18 protein-coding genes are annotated in these 18,304 nt (G+C 61.6%); 12 read left to right on the top strand and 6 right to left on the bottom strand.

Going from position 1 to position 18,304, the window contains the following annotated elements:
* Positions 1 to 116: 116 nt before the first annotated feature.
* From ASD02_RS00290 to ASD02_RS00275, 4 genes are read right to left on the bottom strand one after another with little or no spacing between them, the layout of a single operon-like run.
* Positions 117 to 1,001 carry an SMP-30/gluconolactonase/LRE family protein gene (locus tag ASD02_RS00290; protein WP_025426086.1) on the bottom strand — a complete coding sequence of 295 codons (885 nt, stop codon included), beginning with the start codon at positions 999 to 1,001 and terminating at the stop codon, positions 117 to 119.
* Complete coding sequence (locus tag ASD02_RS00285) at positions 1,001 to 1,636, bottom strand: 2-dehydro-3-deoxy-6-phosphogalactonate aldolase (protein WP_025426087.1); 636 nt, start codon at positions 1,634 to 1,636, stop codon at positions 1,001 to 1,003. The genes ASD02_RS00290 and ASD02_RS00285 overlap by 1 nt, the downstream gene beginning before the upstream one ends.
* Positions 1,637 to 1,652: 16 nt before the next feature.
* Complete coding sequence (locus ASD02_RS00280; RefSeq protein WP_025426088.1) at positions 1,653 to 2,573, bottom strand: 2-dehydro-3-deoxygalactonokinase; 921 nt, start codon at positions 2,571 to 2,573, stop codon at positions 1,653 to 1,655.
* Positions 2,570 to 3,340, bottom strand: coding sequence for an SDR family oxidoreductase (locus ASD02_RS00275; RefSeq protein ID WP_057211578.1), 771 nt, complete (start codon positions 3,338 to 3,340; stop codon positions 2,570 to 2,572). Before ASD02_RS00275 ends, ASD02_RS00280 begins: the two co-directional genes overlap by 4 nt.
* Before the next feature lie 167 nt (positions 3,341 to 3,507).
* Between ASD02_RS00275 and ASD02_RS00270 the strand changes: the two genes are divergently transcribed.
* From ASD02_RS00270 to ASD02_RS00210, 12 genes are all read left to right on the top strand, one after another.
* On the top strand, positions 3,508 to 4,320 hold the full coding sequence (locus ASD02_RS00270; protein ID WP_025426090.1) for an IclR family transcriptional regulator: 813 nt from the start codon (positions 3,508 to 3,510) through the stop codon (positions 4,318 to 4,320).
* A gap of 193 nt (positions 4,321 to 4,513) precedes the next feature.
* Complete coding sequence (locus ASD02_RS00265) at positions 4,514 to 5,254, top strand: autoinducer binding domain-containing protein (RefSeq protein WP_025426091.1); 741 nt, start codon at positions 4,514 to 4,516, stop codon at positions 5,252 to 5,254.
* Positions 5,255 to 5,423: 169 nt separating this feature from the next.
* Positions 5,424 to 6,179, top strand: a complete 756-nt coding sequence (locus ASD02_RS00260; RefSeq protein WP_025426092.1) for a LuxR family transcriptional regulator — start codon at positions 5,424 to 5,426, stop codon at positions 6,177 to 6,179.
* Positions 6,180 to 6,628: 449 nt separating this feature from the next.
* The gene (apbC, locus tag ASD02_RS00255; RefSeq protein ID WP_025426093.1) at positions 6,629 to 7,789 is read left to right on the top strand and encodes an iron-sulfur cluster carrier protein ApbC; all 1,161 of its coding nucleotides are present in this window, start codon (positions 6,629 to 6,631) and stop codon (positions 7,787 to 7,789) included.
* 423 nt (positions 7,790 to 8,212) lie between these two features.
* Complete coding sequence (locus ASD02_RS00245) at positions 8,213 to 9,190, top strand: magnesium transporter CorA family protein (protein WP_025426095.1); 978 nt, start codon at positions 8,213 to 8,215, stop codon at positions 9,188 to 9,190.
* Between the two features lie 17 nt (positions 9,191 to 9,207).
* Complete coding sequence (locus ASD02_RS00240; RefSeq protein ID WP_025426096.1) at positions 9,208 to 11,109, top strand: potassium transporter Kup; 1,902 nt, start codon at positions 9,208 to 9,210, stop codon at positions 11,107 to 11,109.
* Between the two features lie 237 nt (positions 11,110 to 11,346).
* Positions 11,347 to 12,522 carry a cell wall hydrolase gene (locus ASD02_RS00235; protein ID WP_025426097.1) on the top strand — a complete coding sequence of 392 codons (1,176 nt, stop codon included), beginning with the start codon at positions 11,347 to 11,349 and terminating at the stop codon, positions 12,520 to 12,522.
* A 297-nt stretch (positions 12,523 to 12,819) separates the two neighbouring features.
* A complete protein-coding gene (locus ASD02_RS00230) occupies positions 12,820 to 13,179 on the top strand; it encodes an AtpZ/AtpI family protein (RefSeq protein WP_025426098.1) in 360 nt (119 codons plus the stop codon).
* Between the two features lie 60 nt (positions 13,180 to 13,239).
* Positions 13,240 to 13,992 (top strand): F0F1 ATP synthase subunit A, encoded by a 753-nt coding sequence (locus ASD02_RS00225; RefSeq protein ID WP_025426099.1) that lies wholly within the window; start codon positions 13,240 to 13,242, stop codon positions 13,990 to 13,992.
* Positions 13,993 to 14,073: 81 nt separating this feature from the next.
* Positions 14,074 to 14,301, top strand: coding sequence for a F0F1 ATP synthase subunit C (locus tag ASD02_RS00220; RefSeq protein WP_025426100.1), 228 nt, complete (start codon positions 14,074 to 14,076; stop codon positions 14,299 to 14,301).
* 76 nt (positions 14,302 to 14,377) lie between these two features.
* On the top strand, positions 14,378 to 14,995 hold the full coding sequence (locus ASD02_RS00215) for a F0F1 ATP synthase subunit B (RefSeq protein ID WP_025426101.1): 618 nt from the start codon (positions 14,378 to 14,380) through the stop codon (positions 14,993 to 14,995).
* 13 nt (positions 14,996 to 15,008) lie between these two features.
* Positions 15,009 to 15,494: a F0F1 ATP synthase subunit B gene (locus tag ASD02_RS00210; RefSeq protein WP_025426102.1), complete on the top strand. Its 486-nt coding sequence runs from the start codon at positions 15,009 to 15,011 to the stop codon at positions 15,492 to 15,494.
* A 375-nt stretch (positions 15,495 to 15,869) separates the two neighbouring features.
* Here ASD02_RS00210 and ASD02_RS00205 read toward each other — a convergent pair whose 3' ends face one another.
* Both ASD02_RS00205 and ASD02_RS00200 read right to left on the bottom strand, forming a co-directional pair.
* On the bottom strand, positions 15,870 to 16,520 hold the full coding sequence (locus tag ASD02_RS00205) for a ribonuclease HII (protein WP_025426103.1): 651 nt from the start codon (positions 16,518 to 16,520) through the stop codon (positions 15,870 to 15,872).
* Positions 16,521 to 16,970: 450 nt separating this feature from the next.
* Positions 16,971 to 18,128 (bottom strand): PA0069 family radical SAM protein, encoded by a 1,158-nt coding sequence (locus ASD02_RS00200; protein WP_025426104.1) that lies wholly within the window; start codon positions 18,126 to 18,128, stop codon positions 16,971 to 16,973.
* Positions 18,129 to 18,304: the final 176 nt, after the last annotated feature.

The following is an 18,304-nucleotide window of genomic DNA, read 5'->3' as shown; positions in this document are numbered from 1 at the left end:
CTACTGCATGTTTCTTTAAAATCCCATTCGATTTAAGGAAAAAACATGCAGCACTTCAAAGTGCTACAGCGACCTTTGCGCGTCTAATAAGACGCGCGGTGCTGTAGGGTTTCCGATCAGAGGCGGAAGGACGGCTCGAACCGGCCGTTGACGCTGACGCCGAGTTCGAAGGTCTTGCCGGCATGCGGATCAGCTGCGCGCGCCGCTTCGTCCAGATCCTGCCAGGCCGACGTCACCAGCATGCGGTCGGCCTTCGCCCCGATGAAGGCCGTGCAGCTCGGCTGCGTCGTCGGCATCGCATAGCGCGTGAGACGCACGCCGTCGGGCCTATAGACGTCGACCGTGCCGCTGCCCCAGCGGGCATTCCAGATCAAGCCGTCGGCGTCGCAGACCGAGCCATCGATGCCGCCGGCCTCGCCGCTGCTGTCGACGAGCAGGCTGGGCTCGCCCGTTGGCAATCCCGTCTCGGCATCGATGTCGACGCGCATCAGGTGGTTGACATCGGTGTCGACGAAATAGGCAACGGTTCCGTCAGGCGAAAAGCAGATGCTGTTGGGAATGGTGATCCGGTCATAGAGCCTAGTCACCTGCGTGCCGGCGACGTGATAGATCGCGCCCGCTCCCTTTTCGGCGCTGCGCCCCATGGTGCCGATCCACAGCGAACCGGACGCATGAACGCGGCCGTCGTTCGAGCGGTTGCCGGGCTTGTCCTCCAGCGTCGTCACGAGGCTGAACGCGCCCGTCTGCGTATCTCTCAGGAACAGCCCCTGGTCGGAAACGATCAGTTGCCGGAGCGGATCGATGACGGCAAGGACGCTGCCGAGGAACGGAAGCGCATGCACGGCCTTGCGGCCGGTTTCGAGGTGCAGTTCGTGCAGTTCCTGGCCCTTGATGTTGAACCACCAGGCGGTGCCGCTGCCGGGGTCGTAGGTTGGGCCTTCCCCGAGGATCGAGGTCGCTCCGCAAAGGATGCTGCCGGCAAAAGGAATACTATCGCTCATCATCGTGCTCCGTAGACGGCGTCGTAGGCCTTGACTGTCGCGACGGCGCGCTTGCCGACGTCGGAGGCACTCATTCCGGGCTTGTAGAGGCTCGATCCGAGCCCGAAGCTTCTGATGCCGATCTTGGCATAGTCGGCGAAATTCTCCTCCGACACGCCGCCGACGGCTGCCACTTCGACATCGGTCGGCAGCACGGTGCGGATCGCGGCGATCCCGGAAGGGCCGAGCACGCTTGCCGGGAAGAATTTGAGGCCGGTTGCGCCTGCCGCAGCGGCCGCGAGCGCCTCCGTCGGGGTGAAGACGCCGGGCATGGTCACCATGCCCTTTTGCGCCGCCAGCCGGATCACTGCCGGCTCGACATTGGGGCTGACCATCAGCCGTCCGCCGACATCGGCAAGCTGTTCGACCTGCGCGGTCGTCAGCACCGTGCCGGCGCCGATCAGGCAGCCCTGCGGCGCCATCTTTACCGCGGTTTCGATCGACCGGAACGGGTCCGGCGAATTGAGCGGGATCTCGATCGCGGTGAAGCCCGCCTCGATCAGCGTGCCGACGACGCCTTCGGTTTCCTCGGGCTTGAGGCCGCGCAGGATGGCGACCAGCGGGTATTTCATCGGCGGAAAGGGGATACGGTTCATATCAGCAGTCTTTCGGTCAGAGGGGCCAGATTGCCTGTGCGGCAGTCGAAAGGCCGGCGCGCACGGCCTCGTCGGCGTCGACGATCCGGGGGCTAAGATTGAGGCTTGCAAGTGCTTCGCGATAGAGCGCACCGAGAGAGCCGGAGGCGACGAGGCAGACGCTATCGACGGTTCCGGCCGCTGCCAGGGCGCCGGCGATCTCAAGCCCGATCAGCGTACCCGACAGCGTCGCCTTGGCGTCCGTCGCCGTCGTGCCGTGCAGCAATTGCCCGGCCCGCACGCCGAACGGCAGGTTGGTGGCGAGCGCCGGGTCGGCGTAGGCCGCCGCGACGGCGGCGAGGAACGCGGGATGGTCGCGGGAAAAAACCTGCGCATCCGCGACCGAATGGCTGAGAATGGAATGCCTGGCGATCACGTCGAACAATTCGCCGGTCATGAAGGTCGAGAAACCGGTGACCTTGCCGCCGTCGAGCCGCACCCATTTGCTGTGGGTTCCGGGCATGCAGACGAGGTGCCGGCCGTCGCCAAGCCTGGCTGCAGCGCCGAGCAGCTGGGTCTCTTCGCCACGCATGACGTCGGGATGCTGCTGATCGCGCTGGGCAAGACCCGGCAGAATGCGGATGTCGCGGCCGACATCGGGCACCGCGACGGCGCTTGCCGCAATTCTCGAGAGGACGGCGGGCGTATCGAGGTAGCCGGCCTCCAGCCAGCCCTGCTTGGCGCCCGCCATGCCGCAGATGATGACGGGCAGGTGCGTCGGTGCGGCCACCGCCGCCAGATGTGCTTCCAGCACGGTTGAAAAGCCGGTCTTGGCGGCCGTGGTCATGCCTTCGCCGCTGCGCCGCTCTGCAAGCACCGCGCCGTCTTCGGCAATGATCCAGAGCCGAAAGCTCGTGGTTCCCCAGTCGACTGCGGCATAATAGGCTGCGGTCATCAAAGTGCGCCTCCGTCAATGATCATCGTTTGGGCCGTCATGCCCATGGAACTGTTGGACGCCAGGTAAAGGCATGGGCCGACGAGGTCCTCGGCGGTCAGGCTTCGCTTCAGGCATTGTTTCTCCAGCATCGCTGCAATCGCCGTTTCGTCGAGCCAGAGTTTCTTTTGGCGCTCGGTAACGATCATGCCGGGTAGGATCGCATTGACGCGGATATTGTCGGGGCCAAGCTTGCCGGCAAGCGACTTCGTCAATCCGATGATGCCCGCCTTGGCCGTCGCATAGGCGGGGATTTCCGCCATGTTGAGCAGGAAGGCGATCGACGAGAAGTTGACGATCGATCCGCCGCCGGCCCGGCGCATATGCGGCGCTATCGCCTGGCTCATGAAGAACAGGTGCCTGAGATTGACGGCCTGGCTTTCGTCCCAGCTCTCTTCGGTGACGCTTTCGAGCGGCTGCCGGTCGTCGCGTGCGGCATTGTTGACGAGCACGTGGATCGCGCCAAGTGTCGCCGCGGCCGTTTCGGCGGCTGTCCTCAATGCCTCGATATCGCGCAGGTCGGCATGAATGAAGAGCGGCCTATATCCGGCCTCGACAGAAAGCCTGTCGGCGAGCTCCCGGCTTGCCGCCTCGTCGATGTCGACGAAGGCGACGTGCGCCCCTTGACGAACGAAACCTTCGACGAGTGCCGCACCGATGCCGGCGCCACCGCCGGTGACAAGGATACAGCGATCCCTCAGGTCGTGAAATTGGGCCGCAGGCAACGGCATCGGTCGGGCACTCCCCATTCGCGCCGTCCCGGCACGCTTGCAGGTTTCTTTGTTCCAATATGTGGAACGTGATTTTATTATGTGGAATTATCGGGCGACGGCGGTTATCTTGTCAAGATAGGATGGCGGACCTTGGACCTTGATGGGACCGGAATGATGCGAGCGACATGAGCGAAGACCTGGCAGTGTTTGCGGATGGTGAGGTGGCGGGTACCGGCACGCTCGGCAAGGCCATGGCCGTTCTTGAGGCCGTTGTGATGGCGGATGGGCCGCAGCGTTTCACCGACATCCTTGCCCGATCCGGCCAGCCGCGCGGAACCTTGCATCGGCTGCTCAGCCATCTCGTCGAGGAAGGGCTGCTCGTGCAGCGGCGCGATCTCTGCTACGAGCCGGGCCTGCGCCTGCTCACACTTGCCTATCGCTCCTGGTCCAGCAATCGCTTCCGCGACGTTGCTGAACCGCATCTTCGCAGCCTGCACGAGTTGACGGGTGAGACTGTGCATCTCGGCATCCTCAGGGAAACCGAGATCGTCTATGTCGACAAGGTCGAAAGCCGGCAGACGGTGCGCATGAGTTCGCAGATCGGCAAGGCCTCTCCCGTCTATTGCACCGGCATCGGCAAGGCGGCGCTGTCGCTGTTGCCGCAACCGGAACTGGAGCGGCTTGTTGCAAAAATGGCGTTCCACGCGTTCACCCCGCATACGCATCGCTCGGCCGAAACGTTGCTGGCGGAGATTGCGGACATTCGCCGCGACGGACACGCTTTCGATCGGGAAGAACATGAGATAGAGATCCGTTGCGTGGCTGCGCCGATCCGTGTTTCGGGTAGCGATCTGACGGCTGGAATCTCGGTTACGGGACCGGCCTATCGGGTGAGCATGGAGCAACTGGCCGCCTGGTCGGGGGCGGTACGGACGGCGGCGGCGGCGATCGGGGAGGAGGCCGCGATTCGCCTCGGTCCGGGCCGCGGTGGACCTTGAGTTCACTTTACGGTAAATTAGAAACTTCGACTGGACGTAGTGTTCCAAGCTCGATAACGTTAATATATCAGACTCGCTTCGCGGTTCCCGCGGACAGAGTTGATTATGACATTGATAGAAATTTTGACGTGATCTTCATGCGGCGTCAGCGGCCGTGCTCCTCCCCGGAGCTGGATGTGGAGAAGGGCGGAAGATGATCGATTTCAGCGCGAATATGGCGTCATTGATGCTTCCTGACGGACGGTCCGTGAGGGGGCCGATTTGTTGCGAGGACGATATCAGACGGGTGATCGGCCAGGTTGCGGAGGCCTACGGCTTCCGTGGTTTCCTTGTGCTCGCCGTTCCGGATACCGGCTGTAACAGCCTTGAGGACAACGCCATCATGACGACCTATCCGGTCGAGTTCCTGAAAGGCTACGACAGCGCTGGCCTGATCAATGGCAGCCCTGTGATCCAGCGTCTGCGCCGCAGCACCATACCGTTTACCTATGATGCCCATCAACTGGCGCGCCGCCGCGCCGATGGCAAGGGCGACGCGGCCATCTGCGTCTTTGAGCAGGCGGGCATGCCGCGCGGCATCTATCTGCCGGTGCACGACGCTGGCGGCCACCGGGCTGCGATTGCCTTTGGCGGCGACCGCCCTGTGGTGTCGAACGACGAGATGCAGGAACTCAATCTGTGGGCCGGTATTCTGTTCAGCAAGCTGGCCGAGGTGCGTGAGCGCGGGCGACGCGGCTCGGGAAGCCTGTCGCGCCGCGAGGTCGAATGCCTGCGCTGGGCCGCCGCCGGCAAGACCACGAGCGAGATGGCGCGCATCCTGGCGCTATCGGAGTATACGGTGAACCACTATCTCAACCGGGCGACGCGAAAGCTGGATTCGGTCAATCGCGTGCAAACGGTCGTCAAGGCCATGCGTGCCGGTTTGATCAACTGAGAATTGGCACATCCTGCACATCAAAGCTGGATGCTGCGGCATGGCGCAGGTCGCTTGTAGGGAAATACACAGGCTTTTGGGCGCGTAGGGCAGGGAATCTCGATCATCTGTTGGCATTGGCCTGCAGGTCGGTCTATTTGATAGTTGATGAATGCCATGGAACGCGCGAATGCAGGATACGATGACCACCGGGACGACTGACGCAGATCTGCCCCGGGGCGGTGATTTCGCGTCCGAGATCGCAAAACTGGAGACCCAGTTCGACATCATCCGCTATATGCGGCGGATCACGCAGATGTTCGGCTTCAAAACCTTTCTCATCTGTTCGATCCCTTCCATTGATGTCGAGCGCCTGGCGGCAACCACGGTCATTTCCAATATGCCGGCAGAGCTGCTCAACAAATATGACAGCCTGTCGATGCTGCGCTTCAGCACCGGCGTCAAGCGGCTGCGGGAAACGACGACGCCGTTCCAGGTGACGCTCGATGCCTGGGAAGGCGAGGGCGGCAAGCCCGATTCAGCCCGGGAATACATTGCGATGCTGCGCGAGAACGCCATCTTCCAGGCCAGCTACTTCCCGGTGCATGACGCCGAAGGCGGCCGTGGCGCCGTCATCCTGATGGGGCCGGAAGCCGAACTGCCGATGACGGTGATCATGGAACTGCAGATGATCGCGATCCATGTCTACAACCGGTTGGCCGAGATCGGTTCCGTGTGGAAGAACAGCAGTGCGTCGCTGTCCGAGCGCGAGATCCAGTGCCTGAGCTGGACGGCGGCGGGAAAGACCAGCGCCGAGATTGCCGGCATTCTCGGCCTCTCCGAGCACACGGTGAACCACTACCTCAACCACGTCACCAAGAAGCTCGACGCGGTGAACCGGACGCAGGCCGTCGTCAAGGCGATGAAGAAGGGCTACATCAGCTAGCCGTCGTTCGGCGCGACGGGCCCGAAGCCTTTCGCCCCGTCTTCCGCGTGGGTCACAGCTGAAAGATGCACCGATCCTGTGCGGATTTGAGACCATTGCCCATAAACTGGGCAGATGCTCTCGGGGTCTCGGGCAACCAACGCCGCATCTAATCCACTGAAAATATTCGCTTTTTTGTTCTTCCTCGAATCTGGCACGCATCCTGCATTGCTAGATGCATGTCCAGAGGGGACTAAAAACAAGACAGCGCCCAAGAAGGTCGCGACAAAAAGGGCCGCCACCCAACCCCGTGTGATCCCTGGATCACGCTTGTGATTCCGGATGTACGGACACCAGGGTGAGTGGCGGCCCTGCTTTTTCCGTTATGTCGCATTGGCGAAGCGCCCTGCCTCGATTATCTAAGGGATAACAAACGTTATCCAAGAGATAGCAGAGAATGAGAGGGCGCGATGCCGGAAGTCACCAGAGACGTGGTTCTTGATAAGCTGCGAACGGTCCGCGGACCGGACATGGAAGGCAACATCGTCGAGCTTGGGCTCGTGTCGGATGTCTTCATTTCGGATGGCAAGGCCTATTTCTCGATCACCGTTCCGGCCGATCGGGCCAAGGAACTGGAGCCGATGCGCGCAGCCGCAGAGCGCGTGGTGCGGGAAATCCCGGGAATCAGCGCGGCGATGGTCGCTCTGACGGCCGACCGCAAGGCAGCACCAGCGGCAGCCCCGGTACAGCGTCCGCAACCGGCCGGCGCCCATGCCGGTCATGCCCATGGCCAGCGTCCGGCCGGCGGCGCGCCCGCCAAGGCAGGCATTCCCGGCGTTGGCGCAATCATCGCCGTCGCCTCCGGCAAGGGCGGCGTCGGCAAATCCACCACATCGGTCAATCTGGCGCTGGCGCTGAAGGCCAACGGCCTGAAAGTCGGCCTGCTCGACGCCGACATCTATGGCCCGTCGATGCCGCGCCTCCTGAAGATTTCCGGCCGGCCGCAGCAGATCGAGGGCCGGATGATCCGCCCGATGGAAAACTACGGCCTCAAGGTCATGTCCATGGGCTTCCTCGTTGACGAGGAAGTGGCGATGATCTGGCGCGGCCCGATGATCCAGTCGGCGCTGTTGCAGATGCTGCGCGAAGTCGCCTGGGGTGATCTCGATGTGCTGGTTGTCGATATGCCGCCAGGCACCGGCGACGCGCAATTGACCATGGCACAGCAAGTTCCACTCGCCGGCGCGGTGATCGTCTCGACGCCGCAGGACCTGGCGCTCATCGATGCCCGAAAAGGGCTGGCGATGTTCCGCAAGGTTGAAGTGCCGGTGCTCGGCATCATCGAGAACATGAGCTATTTCGTCGCGCCGGACACCGGCAAGCGCTACGACATTTTCGGCCATGGCGGCGCGCGCAAGGAGGCCGAGCGCATCGGCGTACCCTTCCTCGGCGAAGTGCCGTTGACCATGGGCATCCGCGAAACATCCGATGCGGGCACGCCTCTGGTCGTTTCCGATGCAGACGGCGAGATCGCCCGCATCTATCGCGACATCGCGACCAAGGTCTGGGCTGAGGTTTTGGCTGCCCGCGACGACAAGAGCCGTGCAATGCCGAGCATCGTCTTCGAATAGGCCTTCATCCAGCTTCGTCGGACGCCATCGTTGCGGTGGCAGCCCGACTTGGCGGTCGCCTGCTGCAGCCCCCTGGAATAGCGGCACAATTTTGTCCGCGCCCCGATTTCGATTCGGCGAAACATGCAGTAGGGTGACGCCGGAACAGTAGACGGCGCCTGTGTCATGTATCGAGGGGGCATTGATTTTGCGTCTGTATTGCGCCATATGCCGTGCCGCACTTGCGAAGGTGCCCAACTTAGCGCCCTCTCGCTGGAGATCTTGTCCTCCCGCGACGACCGAGTTGAGGATTTTGTCCTGACTGGCGGAACGCTTCATCCGATGGAATTCGATTGTGGGAATACTGTGGCGCCGATGCGGTTGCTCACTTTCGCTCGGGTTCGCACCTCTGCCCAGGGCCGCAGCTGCGGGAAGGGCGCCTGAATGATCACGGGCTATTGCTCCAACGGTGAGACTGTCACCCTGTCGGTGGCGGATGAGCTCGTTGCCCTGCGGCCAGATATCGTTTGGGTCGACCTCGTCGAGCCGAGCAAGGCCGAGGATCTGATGATGGAGAAGCTTCTGGGCATCTCGATCCCGACACGCGACGACCTGAAGGACATCGAGCCGTCGAGCCGGCTCTATACCGAGGCCGATGCCGTGTTCATGACGGCGTCGCTGGTCTATCGTTCGGAAACCGATATTCCCGATCTCACCGACGTTGCCTTCATCCTGCATGGCGGGCGTCTTGTGACCATTCGCTACGCCGAACCGCGTGCCTTCGCCCTCTTCAAGGCGGCAATGCATCGGATTCCGGGCGGCTGTCCGAACGGTGTGGTGATGCTGACCCGGTTGCTCGAAACGATTGCCGACCGCACTGCCGAAATTCTCGAGCAGGCCGTGGGCAAGATCGACGATCTGTCGCTGCAGGTCTTTGGCGACAAGGCAGTCGTCAAACGTCGTCCGCCGCATTTTCTGGAAGCGCGCCTGCGCGATGTCGCCGGCCATCACCGGCTGGTCGCCAAGACCCGCGATAGCCTCGCGTCGCTCTCGCGCCTGTTGACCTTCGTCTACACCGTTCCCGAGGTCCAGGCGGACAAGGACAGCCGCGAACTTTGCCGCTCGATCTCGCGCGACATCCAGACATTGTCGGAACATGCGTCGTTCATCTCCGGCAACATCACCTTCCTGCTCGACGCCTCTCTCGGCCTCATCAATGTCGAGCAGAATGCCATCATCAAGATTTTCTCGATCGCTTCGGTGGTATTGTTGCCGCCGACGCTGGTCGCTTCCGTCTACGGCATGAACTTTCGCGTCATGCCGGAACTCGAATGGCCGCTCGGCTATCCCTGGGCGCTGGCTGCCATGGTGATATCCGCCGTGATACCGTTTTTCTTCTTTCGCTGGAAAGGCTGGCTGTAACAGCCTGTAGGACACGCATGACCCAATCGCATGCCCCTTCCACACAAGGGTCGAAAGACCTGCGCCGGCTGCTCGTCCTCGGCCTCGGCTCCATCGGCGTCGTCTATGGCGATATCGGCACCAGCCCGCTCTACGCGTTTCGCGAAGCGCTGCGCCCGGTGTCCCACGACGGCGTCACCGATGTCGAAATCATCGGCCTGATCTCGCTGATGATCTGGACGCTGACGATCATCGTCACGATCAAATATGTGCTGTTTCTGCTGCGCGCCGACAACCAGGGGGAGGGCGGCACGCTCTCGCTGCTGGCGCTGCTGATGAAAACGGGGAATGGCCACACGGCCATCCTGTTCTTCATGGGCATTGCCGGTGCCGCGCTGTTCATCGGCGATGCGATGATCACGCCGGCTCTGTCAGTGCTTTCGGCCGTCGAGGGCTTGAAACTCGTGACCCCGGCGCTGTCGGACTATGTCGTTCCCATTGCCGTGGTCATCCTGCTCTTGATGTTTGCCGTGCAGTCCAAGGGCACGGCCGCGGTCTCCAACTTCTTCGGCCCGATCACGCTCGTCTGGTTCCTGGTCATGGGTGGCATCGGCCTTGTCCACATTTCCGACGACCTGTCGATCTTCAAGGCTTTCAATCCTTATTATGCCGTCAGCTTCATGTTCAATGAGGGCTATGTCGGCATCATCGTGCTCGGCGCCGTGTTCCTGACGGTGACCGGCGCAGAGGCGCTCTATGCGGACCTTGGCCATTTCGGCCGCCGGCCCATCCAGTGGGCATGGTTCCTGGTCGTCTTTCCGGCGCTGACGCTCAACTATCTCGGCCAGGGCGCGTTCATCCTGAAGAACCCCGAGGCGATGTCGGACCCGTTCTTCCTGATGTTCCCGAAATGGGCGCTGCTGCCGGTGGTCATCCTGGCGACGTTCGCGACGATCATTGCCAGCCAGGCGGTGATAACGGGCGCATTCTCATTGACGCGGCAGGCGATCCACCTCGGCTTCCTGCCGCGCATGGCGATCTTCCACACGTCGGAGACACACACGGGGCAGATCTATCTGCCCAACGTCAACACGCTGCTGATGTTCGGCGTCATGGCGCTGGTCTTCGTCTTCGGCTCGTCGGAATCGCTCGCCACCGCCTATGGCATCTCGGTCACCGGCGCGATGGTGGTCACGACAGTTCTCTCCTTCGAGTTCCTGCGTGCGCGCTGGAACTGGTCGGCGCTCTGGGCCGGCGCCGTGCTGCTGCCGCTGTTCGCGCTGGAATTCGTCTTCCTCGGCGCCAACATGCTGAAGATCCATGACGGCGGCTACGTGCCGGTGCTGATCGCCGCGACCTTCATCGTGATCATGTGGACCTGGAAACGCGGCACGGAAATTCTCCATGCCAAGACCCGCCATATCGACATTCCGCTGGCAAGCTTCGTCAAGTCGATCGAGCGCAAGAGCGAACATGCGCCGGTTTCGGTGCCCGGCACAGCGGTGTTCCTGACGAGCGACCCGGAATCGACGCCCGCGGCCCTGCTGCACAACATCAAGCACAATCACGTGCTGCATCAGCAGAATTTCATCCTGACGATCCGCACCGCCAATACGCCGAAAGTGCCAAAGGCCGAACGCGTCAGCGTGCAGCCGCTTTCCGAACGCTTCACCCTGCTCGAAATGCGCTTCGGTTTCATGGAGACGCAAAACGTCTCGCAGGCGCTGGGGCTCTTCCGCAAGTCGGGGCTGAAGTTCGACATCATGTCGACGTCGTTCTATCTCGGACGGCGCAAGCTGGTACCGGACGCCCAGTCCGGCATGCCGCATTGGCAGGACCGCCTGTTCATCGCGCTCGCCAATGCCGCGATCGACCCTTCCGACTACTTCCGCCTGCCGACCAACCGCGTCGTCGAACTCGGCTCGCACGTCATCATCTGACGATACCGGCTGCAAAGACGGCCGGCGGGCCGCAAGGCCCGCTCTTCCGGCCTTTCAGTGAAGACGCATTAACCAAACATCAAGGTTAATGCTTCATTTTCAAGGCTCGAACGAAGCATCGTCGGCACAGCGTCCGGCGGCTTCATTGTCCTAGCGTCCTGCGCGGAACCTGTCCGCTGGCTCATCGCCGGCGAGGGCAGAGCCGTGCCTTCGATCAGCGTTGCGTGGAGTCGGTTGGTGCGTAAGAGTAGCAAACTGCGTCGCGAATCTCGTGTTAACTTCTCCGCCTGGCTGGCTCCGGCACTCATTGGCCTTGCGGTGTATATCGGTTTCCCCACGGTCGCGGCCTATTCCGACCTTGCGACCTTCCTGTCCGGTATCAATCGTGGCGGTGAGCGCTGGCGGATGTACATGACGCCGTCGCCAGCGGGATCGATCCACGAAGTCGAGATGGTCTTTGCCGATCCGATCACGACGGGCGCGCTCGATGGCGGCGCCGGTATCGATCTTCCCGATGGCAGCCGCGTCGCTCTGACCGCAGAAAGCAAGCACGCCGGCACGCCGGATGAAGACCGCGTCAACCGCAAGGGCAAGAAGGGCCGTATCGTCGCCGTCACCCCTGTCACCCCACCCAAGGATTTTACCGCCGGTTCGATCCTGCAGCGCACGAGTTCGCTGATGGAGCCCGGCTTCGAGGGCGCCGAAAAAATGGTCTTCGCCAATCCGAAGATCAAAGGCAAGGAGATCGAGATCGCCACGGCCTTCTACAAGAAGAAGCCGCCGAAGACGGATCCCGGCGTCTCGCCGATGCTGGCCAAGCTTGTCACCAACGACAAGCCCGACATTCTTGCGACTGCCTATGTCCGGCCCGAGCCGGACTATGCGCGTGAATCGCCCTTCGATTCGATCCTGCGCGAGGACAAGAATGCCGGACGTTTCATTCCCGATATCTCTCCCGAGGACCACGCCTGGGCCGCGACCCCGCTACCGGCGGGCGTCTTCAGCAAGGAAGAGCAGACATGCCTCGCCGAAGGCATCTACTTCGAAGCGCGCAGCGAACCGCTGAAAGGCCAGGCGGCCGTCGCACAGGTGATTCTCAACCGGGTGCGCAATCCGACCTATCCGAAGACGATCTGCGGCGTCGTCTATCAGAACAAGGCATGGCGCAATCGCTGCCAGTTCTCATTCGCCTGCGACATGATCCGCGATTTGATCTATTCCCGCTCGCACTGGAAGGAAGCAAAGGAAGTTGCCATGGCGGTCACCGCCGGCAAGATCTGGCTGCCCGAAGTCGGCTCAGCAACACATTATCACGCAACCTATGTAAACCCGGCCTGGGCAAAGACGATGAAGCGTGTCGGCAAGATCGGCCTGCACGTCTTCTACCGGACCTACGGCGGCGGCTGGAGCTGACCAGTTCAGCTGCCGACCCCTTGCGCACAAGCACCGATCGCGGGCCGGAGATTCTGGCTCGCGATCTGCCGATTCCCGGCCTTGTCTGTCAGTATGATGGCGTCGAATGCTATCAAGTGGATGAAATCATTGAAAAATATTGTCCACGCCGAAGCGCTTTGCACGCCTTGACTATGCGGAAGCCTAAAACTATGTTGCGCGCGACTTCAAATGGGGCTGAAACGTGGCTTGAACAGCAGCCTTTTGTGTGGCCGAAATCATGGTCGTGACCGTGTGGGACAACAAGGGGAGAGCCACGTGACGGAGAAACCCGAAGAAAGTCTGGAAGCAAGGCTGAAGCAGCTCGGCGAAAAGATTGAGTCCAAGCGACCCAGTGAGCCGGATGGTGCTGAAGCCCGAGCCGCTGAAAGCCGCAAAGGCTATGCGGCGGCAATGAAGCTCTCCAGCGAGTTCATCGCTGGCATCGTGGTTGGGGCGTTTCTGGGCTATCTTTTGGACCACTTTGCGGGTACAGGGCCGTGGGGCATGATCATTTTCCTGCTCCTTGGCTTTTGCGCCGGTGTGTTGAATGTACTGCGTTCGGCGGGGATGGTGGCGACACTCGACTCGGTCAAGCGCAGTTCTGGGAATGACAAGACGGACGGAGATGACGCCTGAGGCGTCGCCCGGAAAACACGGTATCCGCTCTAAAGGCGGGCAGAACGAAAGAGAAGCGCGGTGTCAAACGATCCGACCCACCAGTTCCTGGTCAACAAGATTGTCCCGATCGAAATTGGCGGAATTGACTTTTCCTTCACCAATGCGTCGCTGTTCATGGTTGCGACCGTGGGTGCCGCTGCCGGTTTCCTTTATCTGACCACATCGCAGCGCGGGCTGATCCCGACGCGCATGCAGTCGGTTTCGGAAATGTCCTATGAATTCATCGCTTCGATGCTGCGCGAAGGCGCTGGCAGCGGCGGCATGAAGTTCTTCCCGATGGTTTTCTCGCTGTTCATGTTCATCCTGACGGCGAACCTGCTCGGCATGTTCCCTTACTTCTTCACCATCACCAGCCAGATCATCGTCACCTTCGCCTTGGCGCTGTTCGTCATCGGCACGGTGCTGTTTTATGGTTTCTACAAGCATGGCTTCGGCTTCCTGAAGCTCTTCGTGCCTCACGGCGTGCCGGGCATCCTGTTGCCGCTGGTCGTGTCGATCGAAATCATCTCGTTCCTTTCCCGTCCCATCAGCCTTTCGGTCCGTCTCTTCGCCAACATGTTGGCCGGCCACATCACGCTGAAGGTTTTCGCTGGCTTCGTCACCTCCCTGAGCGCCCTTGGCGCGCTCGGCATCGGTGGTGCGATCCTGCCGCTCATCATGACCGTCGCTATCACCGGTCTTGAATTCCTCGTCTGCTTCCTCCAGGCCTATGTCTTCGCGGTACTGACCTGCATGTACCTCAACGACGCTGTCCATCCCGGAAGCCACTAAGGAATACAGTCGCTTGCTTCCGGCCGGTCCTCCGTCGGAAGCGCAATCCTAAGCCGCAACACCATTCGAAGGAGTTCAATCATGGAAGCGGAAGCAGCAAAGTACATCGGCGCAGGTCTGGCTTGCCTCGGTATGGCCGGCACGGCTCTCGGCCTCGGCAACATCTTCGGCAGCTACCTCTCTGGCGCGCTGCGCAACCCGTCGGCTGCTGACGGCCAGTTCGGCCGCCTCGTATTCGGCTTCGCCGTTACGGAAGCTCTGGGCATCTTCTCGCTGCTCGTAGCCCTGCTCCTCCTCTTCGCCGTCTAATAACGGCTGGAGTTTCGGCCGCGACCTGTCAAAGGGTCGCGGCCGCGCATATTCTTGAGTGCACCTGGAGGTGAGCATGTTTGTGACCGCGGCCTATGCCCAGCAGTCAACCACCACTGAAGGCGCCGAAGCACACGATGCCGCTGCGGCCGGTGAGGTGCACACCGAAACGGGTGTGGCCCACGAAGGCGAGGCTGGCTCCGGCGTGTTCCCGCCCTTTGATTCGACCCATTTCGCATCGCAGCTGCTCTGGCTCGCGATCACGTTTGGCCTCTTCTATCTCTTGATGTCGAAGGTCATCATTCCGCGCATCGGCGGAATTCTTGAAACCCGTCACGACCGCATCGCTCAGGATCTCGACGAAGCGTCGCGCCTGAAGGGCGAAGCTGACGCTGCCATCGCATCCTATGAGCAGGATTTGGCAACTGCCAAGGCCAAGGGTCATCAGATTGCAGACGGCGCGCGCGAAGCTGCCAAGTCCAAGGCTGTCGCCGACCGCAACGCTGTCGAAGCCGATCTTTCCAAGAAGATCGCCGCTGCGGAAGACCGCATCGCCGACATCAAGGCCAAGGCACTCGCAGACGTCGGCGCTATCGCCGAGGAAACTGCAACGGCCGTCGTCAAGCAGCTCATTGGTGGCACCGTCACCAAGGCTGAGATCGTCGCTGCCGTCAAGGCATCGGCCGTTAACTGAGGAGCACTGAACCATGCATCTTGATGCGACCTTCTATGCCCTCGTCGGCTTGATCCTGTTCTTCGTCCTGATTGCCTACCTCAAGGTTCCGGGCATGATCGGCAAGGCGCTCGACGGACGCGCCGACAAGATCGGCAACGAACTGGCGGAAGCCAAGCGCCTGCGCGAAGAAGCCCAGGCCCTCGTTGCCGAATACCAGCGCAAGCGCAAGGATGCCGAAGCGGAAGCTGCCGGTATCGTTGCCGCTGCCCAGCGCGAAGCAGAAATGCTGACCGCCGAAGCCAAGCAGAAGACGGAAGAATTCGTCACCCGCCGGACCGCGCTGTCGGAACAGAAGATCAAGCAGGCCGAAAGCGACGCGATCAACGCCGTTCGTTCGGCTGCCGTCGATCTGGCCATCAGCGCTGCCGAAAAGATTGTTGCTGCCAAGGCTGACGCCGGCGCCCAGAGCGAGCTGTTCAAGAAGGCACTTGGCGAAGTCAAGTCGCGCCTGAACTAAGCCTCGGCTGCAAGATACGATTTAAAGGCCCCGCCACGTGCGGGGCTTTTTGTTTTTGGGATAGCCTTGGGTGATGCGTGCGAGCGCCAGTTCGGGATGTCTTCCGTGACGTCCGGAACCTGTTTGGGCTCGATAAGGGGGGAAACCCCGCGGAACGCCGGCCGATGGTCAGGGGCGGGCGGCGGATTACCGCAGATGCGGTGACCGGAGCGGCTCGGCAGGGGGCGGAGACATGGCTACAGCAAAGCCTGCCGCGTCACCGCTCGTCTGTCTCCGTCTATGACGCGCTGCGCCGTCAAGCGCACCTTCCGGGGGGGCCGCCATCGGCATCGGTTTGTGTCGATCCAGACGGCGAGGTTTCAACGATGCCGAACGTCAATCCTTGCGCAGCGGACGGAAGCTCATGCGATGCAGCGGGCAGGGGCCCTTGGCATCGATTGCCTTGCGATGCACCACTGTCGCGTAGCCGGCATGAGCCGCAAAGCCGTAGCCGGGGTGAGCGACATCGGCCCGTTCCATCATCCGGTCGCGCGTCACCTTGGCGACGATCGATGCCGCGGCGATCGAGAGCGAGCGGGCGTCGCCCTTGACCACCGCCTTGGCGTGACAGCCAAGACCGGGCGGAACATCGCGGCCATCGACCAGCACGAAACGCGCGGTCAGGGACAGGCCGTCGACGGCCCGTCGCATCGCCTCGAGGCTTGCCTTGCGGATATCGATGGTATCGATCGTGGTGGCCGAGGAAGAGGCGATGGAAACGGTGGCGGTTGCCAGGATCTCATCGAACAGCCGTTCGCGCTCAGCGGCGCTCAATTTTTTGCTGTCGTTCAGGCCTTCGGGGATGGCATCCGGGTCGAGGATGACCGCGGCGGCAACGACGGGTCCGGCAAGCGGCCCTCGGCCGGCCTCGTCGGCGCCAGCGACCGGCCAGGCGCCGTCCCTTCTGGCAGCCAGTTCAAAGCTGAAATCGGGCGCAAGGATAATATCCGGGAAAAGGGGAGAATCGGTCGATCTGCGATGTGACATGCGGCGAAACTCGCATGATCGACCGATTCTCTTCAAGTCCCCCGATCTGAGTGCGGCGGCGGCCGGGGGGTATGCCAGCGTCATCCTGATGAGGCACGGAGGAGACGCCGGAATTCAATTCTGTCGCCGCGCGCCAGATATGACGCGCGAGGGACGCTGCTCGCATGAACTTGCGCCGTGACCTGCTTCCCAAATCGCAGCCGATCCAGGGAACCGGGCGTCTCAAGACCGATGCCTGCCCATTCCGGCCAACCATTGAGGTTATCTTGCCTTCAGGCCACACCTCGCATTCCTGACCTGAGCGGTCGAAAACTCCACTTCTCCAGCGACATACGCAATACCGATTGCCGCTAGGGCGTTCCGATTTAGACGGAATCGCGGAACGCTCTATCTCCTTGTTTTTACGCATTTCCTGACGGAAAACCGCTTCGCACTTTTCCTGGAAATGCTCTAGAGCAGCGATAGCTGGACGCCGGTTCCGAGTGGCGGCACGAAAATGTCGTCGCGCAACTGTCGACGATTGAGGTTGAGACCGAGGCGTTTGGCCGCAAGTTCAAACCGGCGGCCGATCTGCCAGGCATAGGGACCGGCGCCCTTCATGCGCTTGCCGAACTCGGCGTCATAATCCTTGCCGCCACGCATCGAGCGGATAAGCGACATGACGTGCCGATAGCGGTCCGGATAGTTCCGCAGCAGCCAGTCGCGAAAGAGCGGGCTGACCTCCAGCGGCAGGCGCAGCAGCACATAGGTCGCTTCCAGCGCTCCTGCCGATCGGGAGGCTTCCAAAACCCGTTCGATCTCATGATCGTTGAGGGCCGGGATGATCGGCGACACCAGCACGCCGGTCGGAATGCCGGCTTCGGTGAGGGCGCGCATCGCTTCCAGTCGTTTGGAAGGGGTCGAAGCACGTGGCTCCATCGTACGCGCCAGCTTTCGGTCGAGCGTCGTCACCGAAATGCCGACCCGTGCAAGTCCCTTTTCTGCCATCGGTGCAAGCAGATCGATGTCGCGCGTCACCATCGCCGACTTCGTCACGATCATGACAGGATGGTTGGCGGCCTGCAGCACTTCGAGGATCTGGCGCATGATCCGCCATTCCTTCTCAATCGGCTGGTAGGGATCGGTGTTGGTGCCGATCGCAATCGGCCTCACCTTGTAGTCCGTGCGGGCGAGCTCGCGCTCCAGCAGGCGTGGGGCGTCGGGCTTGGCAAAGAGCTTCGCCTCGAAATCGAGGCCGGCCGAAAGCCCCATATAGGCATGTGTCGGACGGGCAAAACAATAAATGCATCCATGCTCGCAGCCGCGATAAGGGTTGATCGAGCGATCGAAGGAAATGTCGGGAGAATCGTTGCGGCTGATCACCGAGCGCGGCTTTTCCACCTGCACCTCGGTCTTGAAGGGAGGCAGGTCCTCAAGGCTCTCCCAACCGTCGTCGAAGACCTCGCGCGCCTGCGGCTCAAAGCGGCCCGACATGTTCAGTCCGGCACCCCGCCCGCGGCGACGGTCATTCTCGATCCTGAGACCGGTCCCGCTCATCAATGCTTCGGCAACCTCTGCCGTGTTGGCGGGTGCAAGCGCACCCTGCCTGATCTGAGACAGCTCTTTCATCGGAATCTCCGAGGGATCACCCGTTTGATCCCGTTTTGTTCTGATTATTTTCCTATCGCGAAAACAAGAACAATTCAAGAACAAAAATCGCGCGTGCTGAAACGAGAGCGACCGGCATGACTTGGCGATCGGACAAATCGCGGGCGCGGTCATGCCACGCGGATGTAGCATTTTAC

The organism is Ensifer sp. Root1252 (assembly GCF_001425885.1).
GTDB classification, from domain to species: domain Bacteria; phylum Pseudomonadota; class Alphaproteobacteria; order Rhizobiales; family Rhizobiaceae; genus Ensifer; species Ensifer canadensis.
This window is presented reverse-complemented; position numbering and strand designations above follow the sequence as displayed.

Bases quoted from the DNA above. Each gene is read 5' to 3' on its own strand.
- ASD02_RS00200 (WP_025426104.1), bottom strand. From the start codon at position 18,128: ATGAAAGAGCTGTCTCAGATCAGGCAGGGTGCGCTTGCACCCGCCAAC.
- ASD02_RS00265 (WP_025426091.1), top strand. From the start codon at position 4,514: ATGATCGATTTCAGCGCGAATATGGCGTCATTGATGCTTCCTGACGGA.
- ASD02_RS00210 (WP_025426102.1), top strand. From the start codon at position 15,009: ATGCATCTTGATGCGACCTTCTATGCCCTCGTCGGCTTGATCCTGTTC.
- ASD02_RS00290 (WP_025426086.1), bottom strand. From the start codon at position 1,001: ATGAGCGATAGTATTCCTTTTGCCGGCAGCATCCTTTGCGGAGCGACC.
- ASD02_RS00240 (WP_025426096.1), top strand. From the start codon at position 9,208: ATGACCCAATCGCATGCCCCTTCCACACAAGGGTCGAAAGACCTGCGC.
- ASD02_RS00260 (WP_025426092.1), top strand. From the start codon at position 5,424: ATGCAGGATACGATGACCACCGGGACGACTGACGCAGATCTGCCCCGG.
- ASD02_RS00215 (WP_025426101.1), top strand. From the start codon at position 14,378: ATGTTTGTGACCGCGGCCTATGCCCAGCAGTCAACCACCACTGAAGGC.
- ASD02_RS00275 (WP_057211578.1), bottom strand. From the start codon at position 3,340: ATGCCGTTGCCTGCGGCCCAATTTCACGACCTGAGGGATCGCTGTATC.
- apbC (WP_025426093.1), top strand. From the start codon at position 6,629: ATGCCGGAAGTCACCAGAGACGTGGTTCTTGATAAGCTGCGAACGGTC.
- ASD02_RS00220 (WP_025426100.1), top strand. From the start codon at position 14,074: ATGGAAGCGGAAGCAGCAAAGTACATCGGCGCAGGTCTGGCTTGCCTC.
- ASD02_RS00285 (WP_025426087.1), bottom strand. From the start codon at position 1,636: ATGAACCGTATCCCCTTTCCGCCGATGAAATACCCGCTGGTCGCCATC.
- ASD02_RS00270 (WP_025426090.1), top strand. From the start codon at position 3,508: ATGAGCGAAGACCTGGCAGTGTTTGCGGATGGTGAGGTGGCGGGTACC.
- ASD02_RS00245 (WP_025426095.1), top strand. From the start codon at position 8,213: ATGATCACGGGCTATTGCTCCAACGGTGAGACTGTCACCCTGTCGGTG.
- ASD02_RS00205 (WP_025426103.1), bottom strand. From the start codon at position 16,520: ATGTCACATCGCAGATCGACCGATTCTCCCCTTTTCCCGGATATTATC.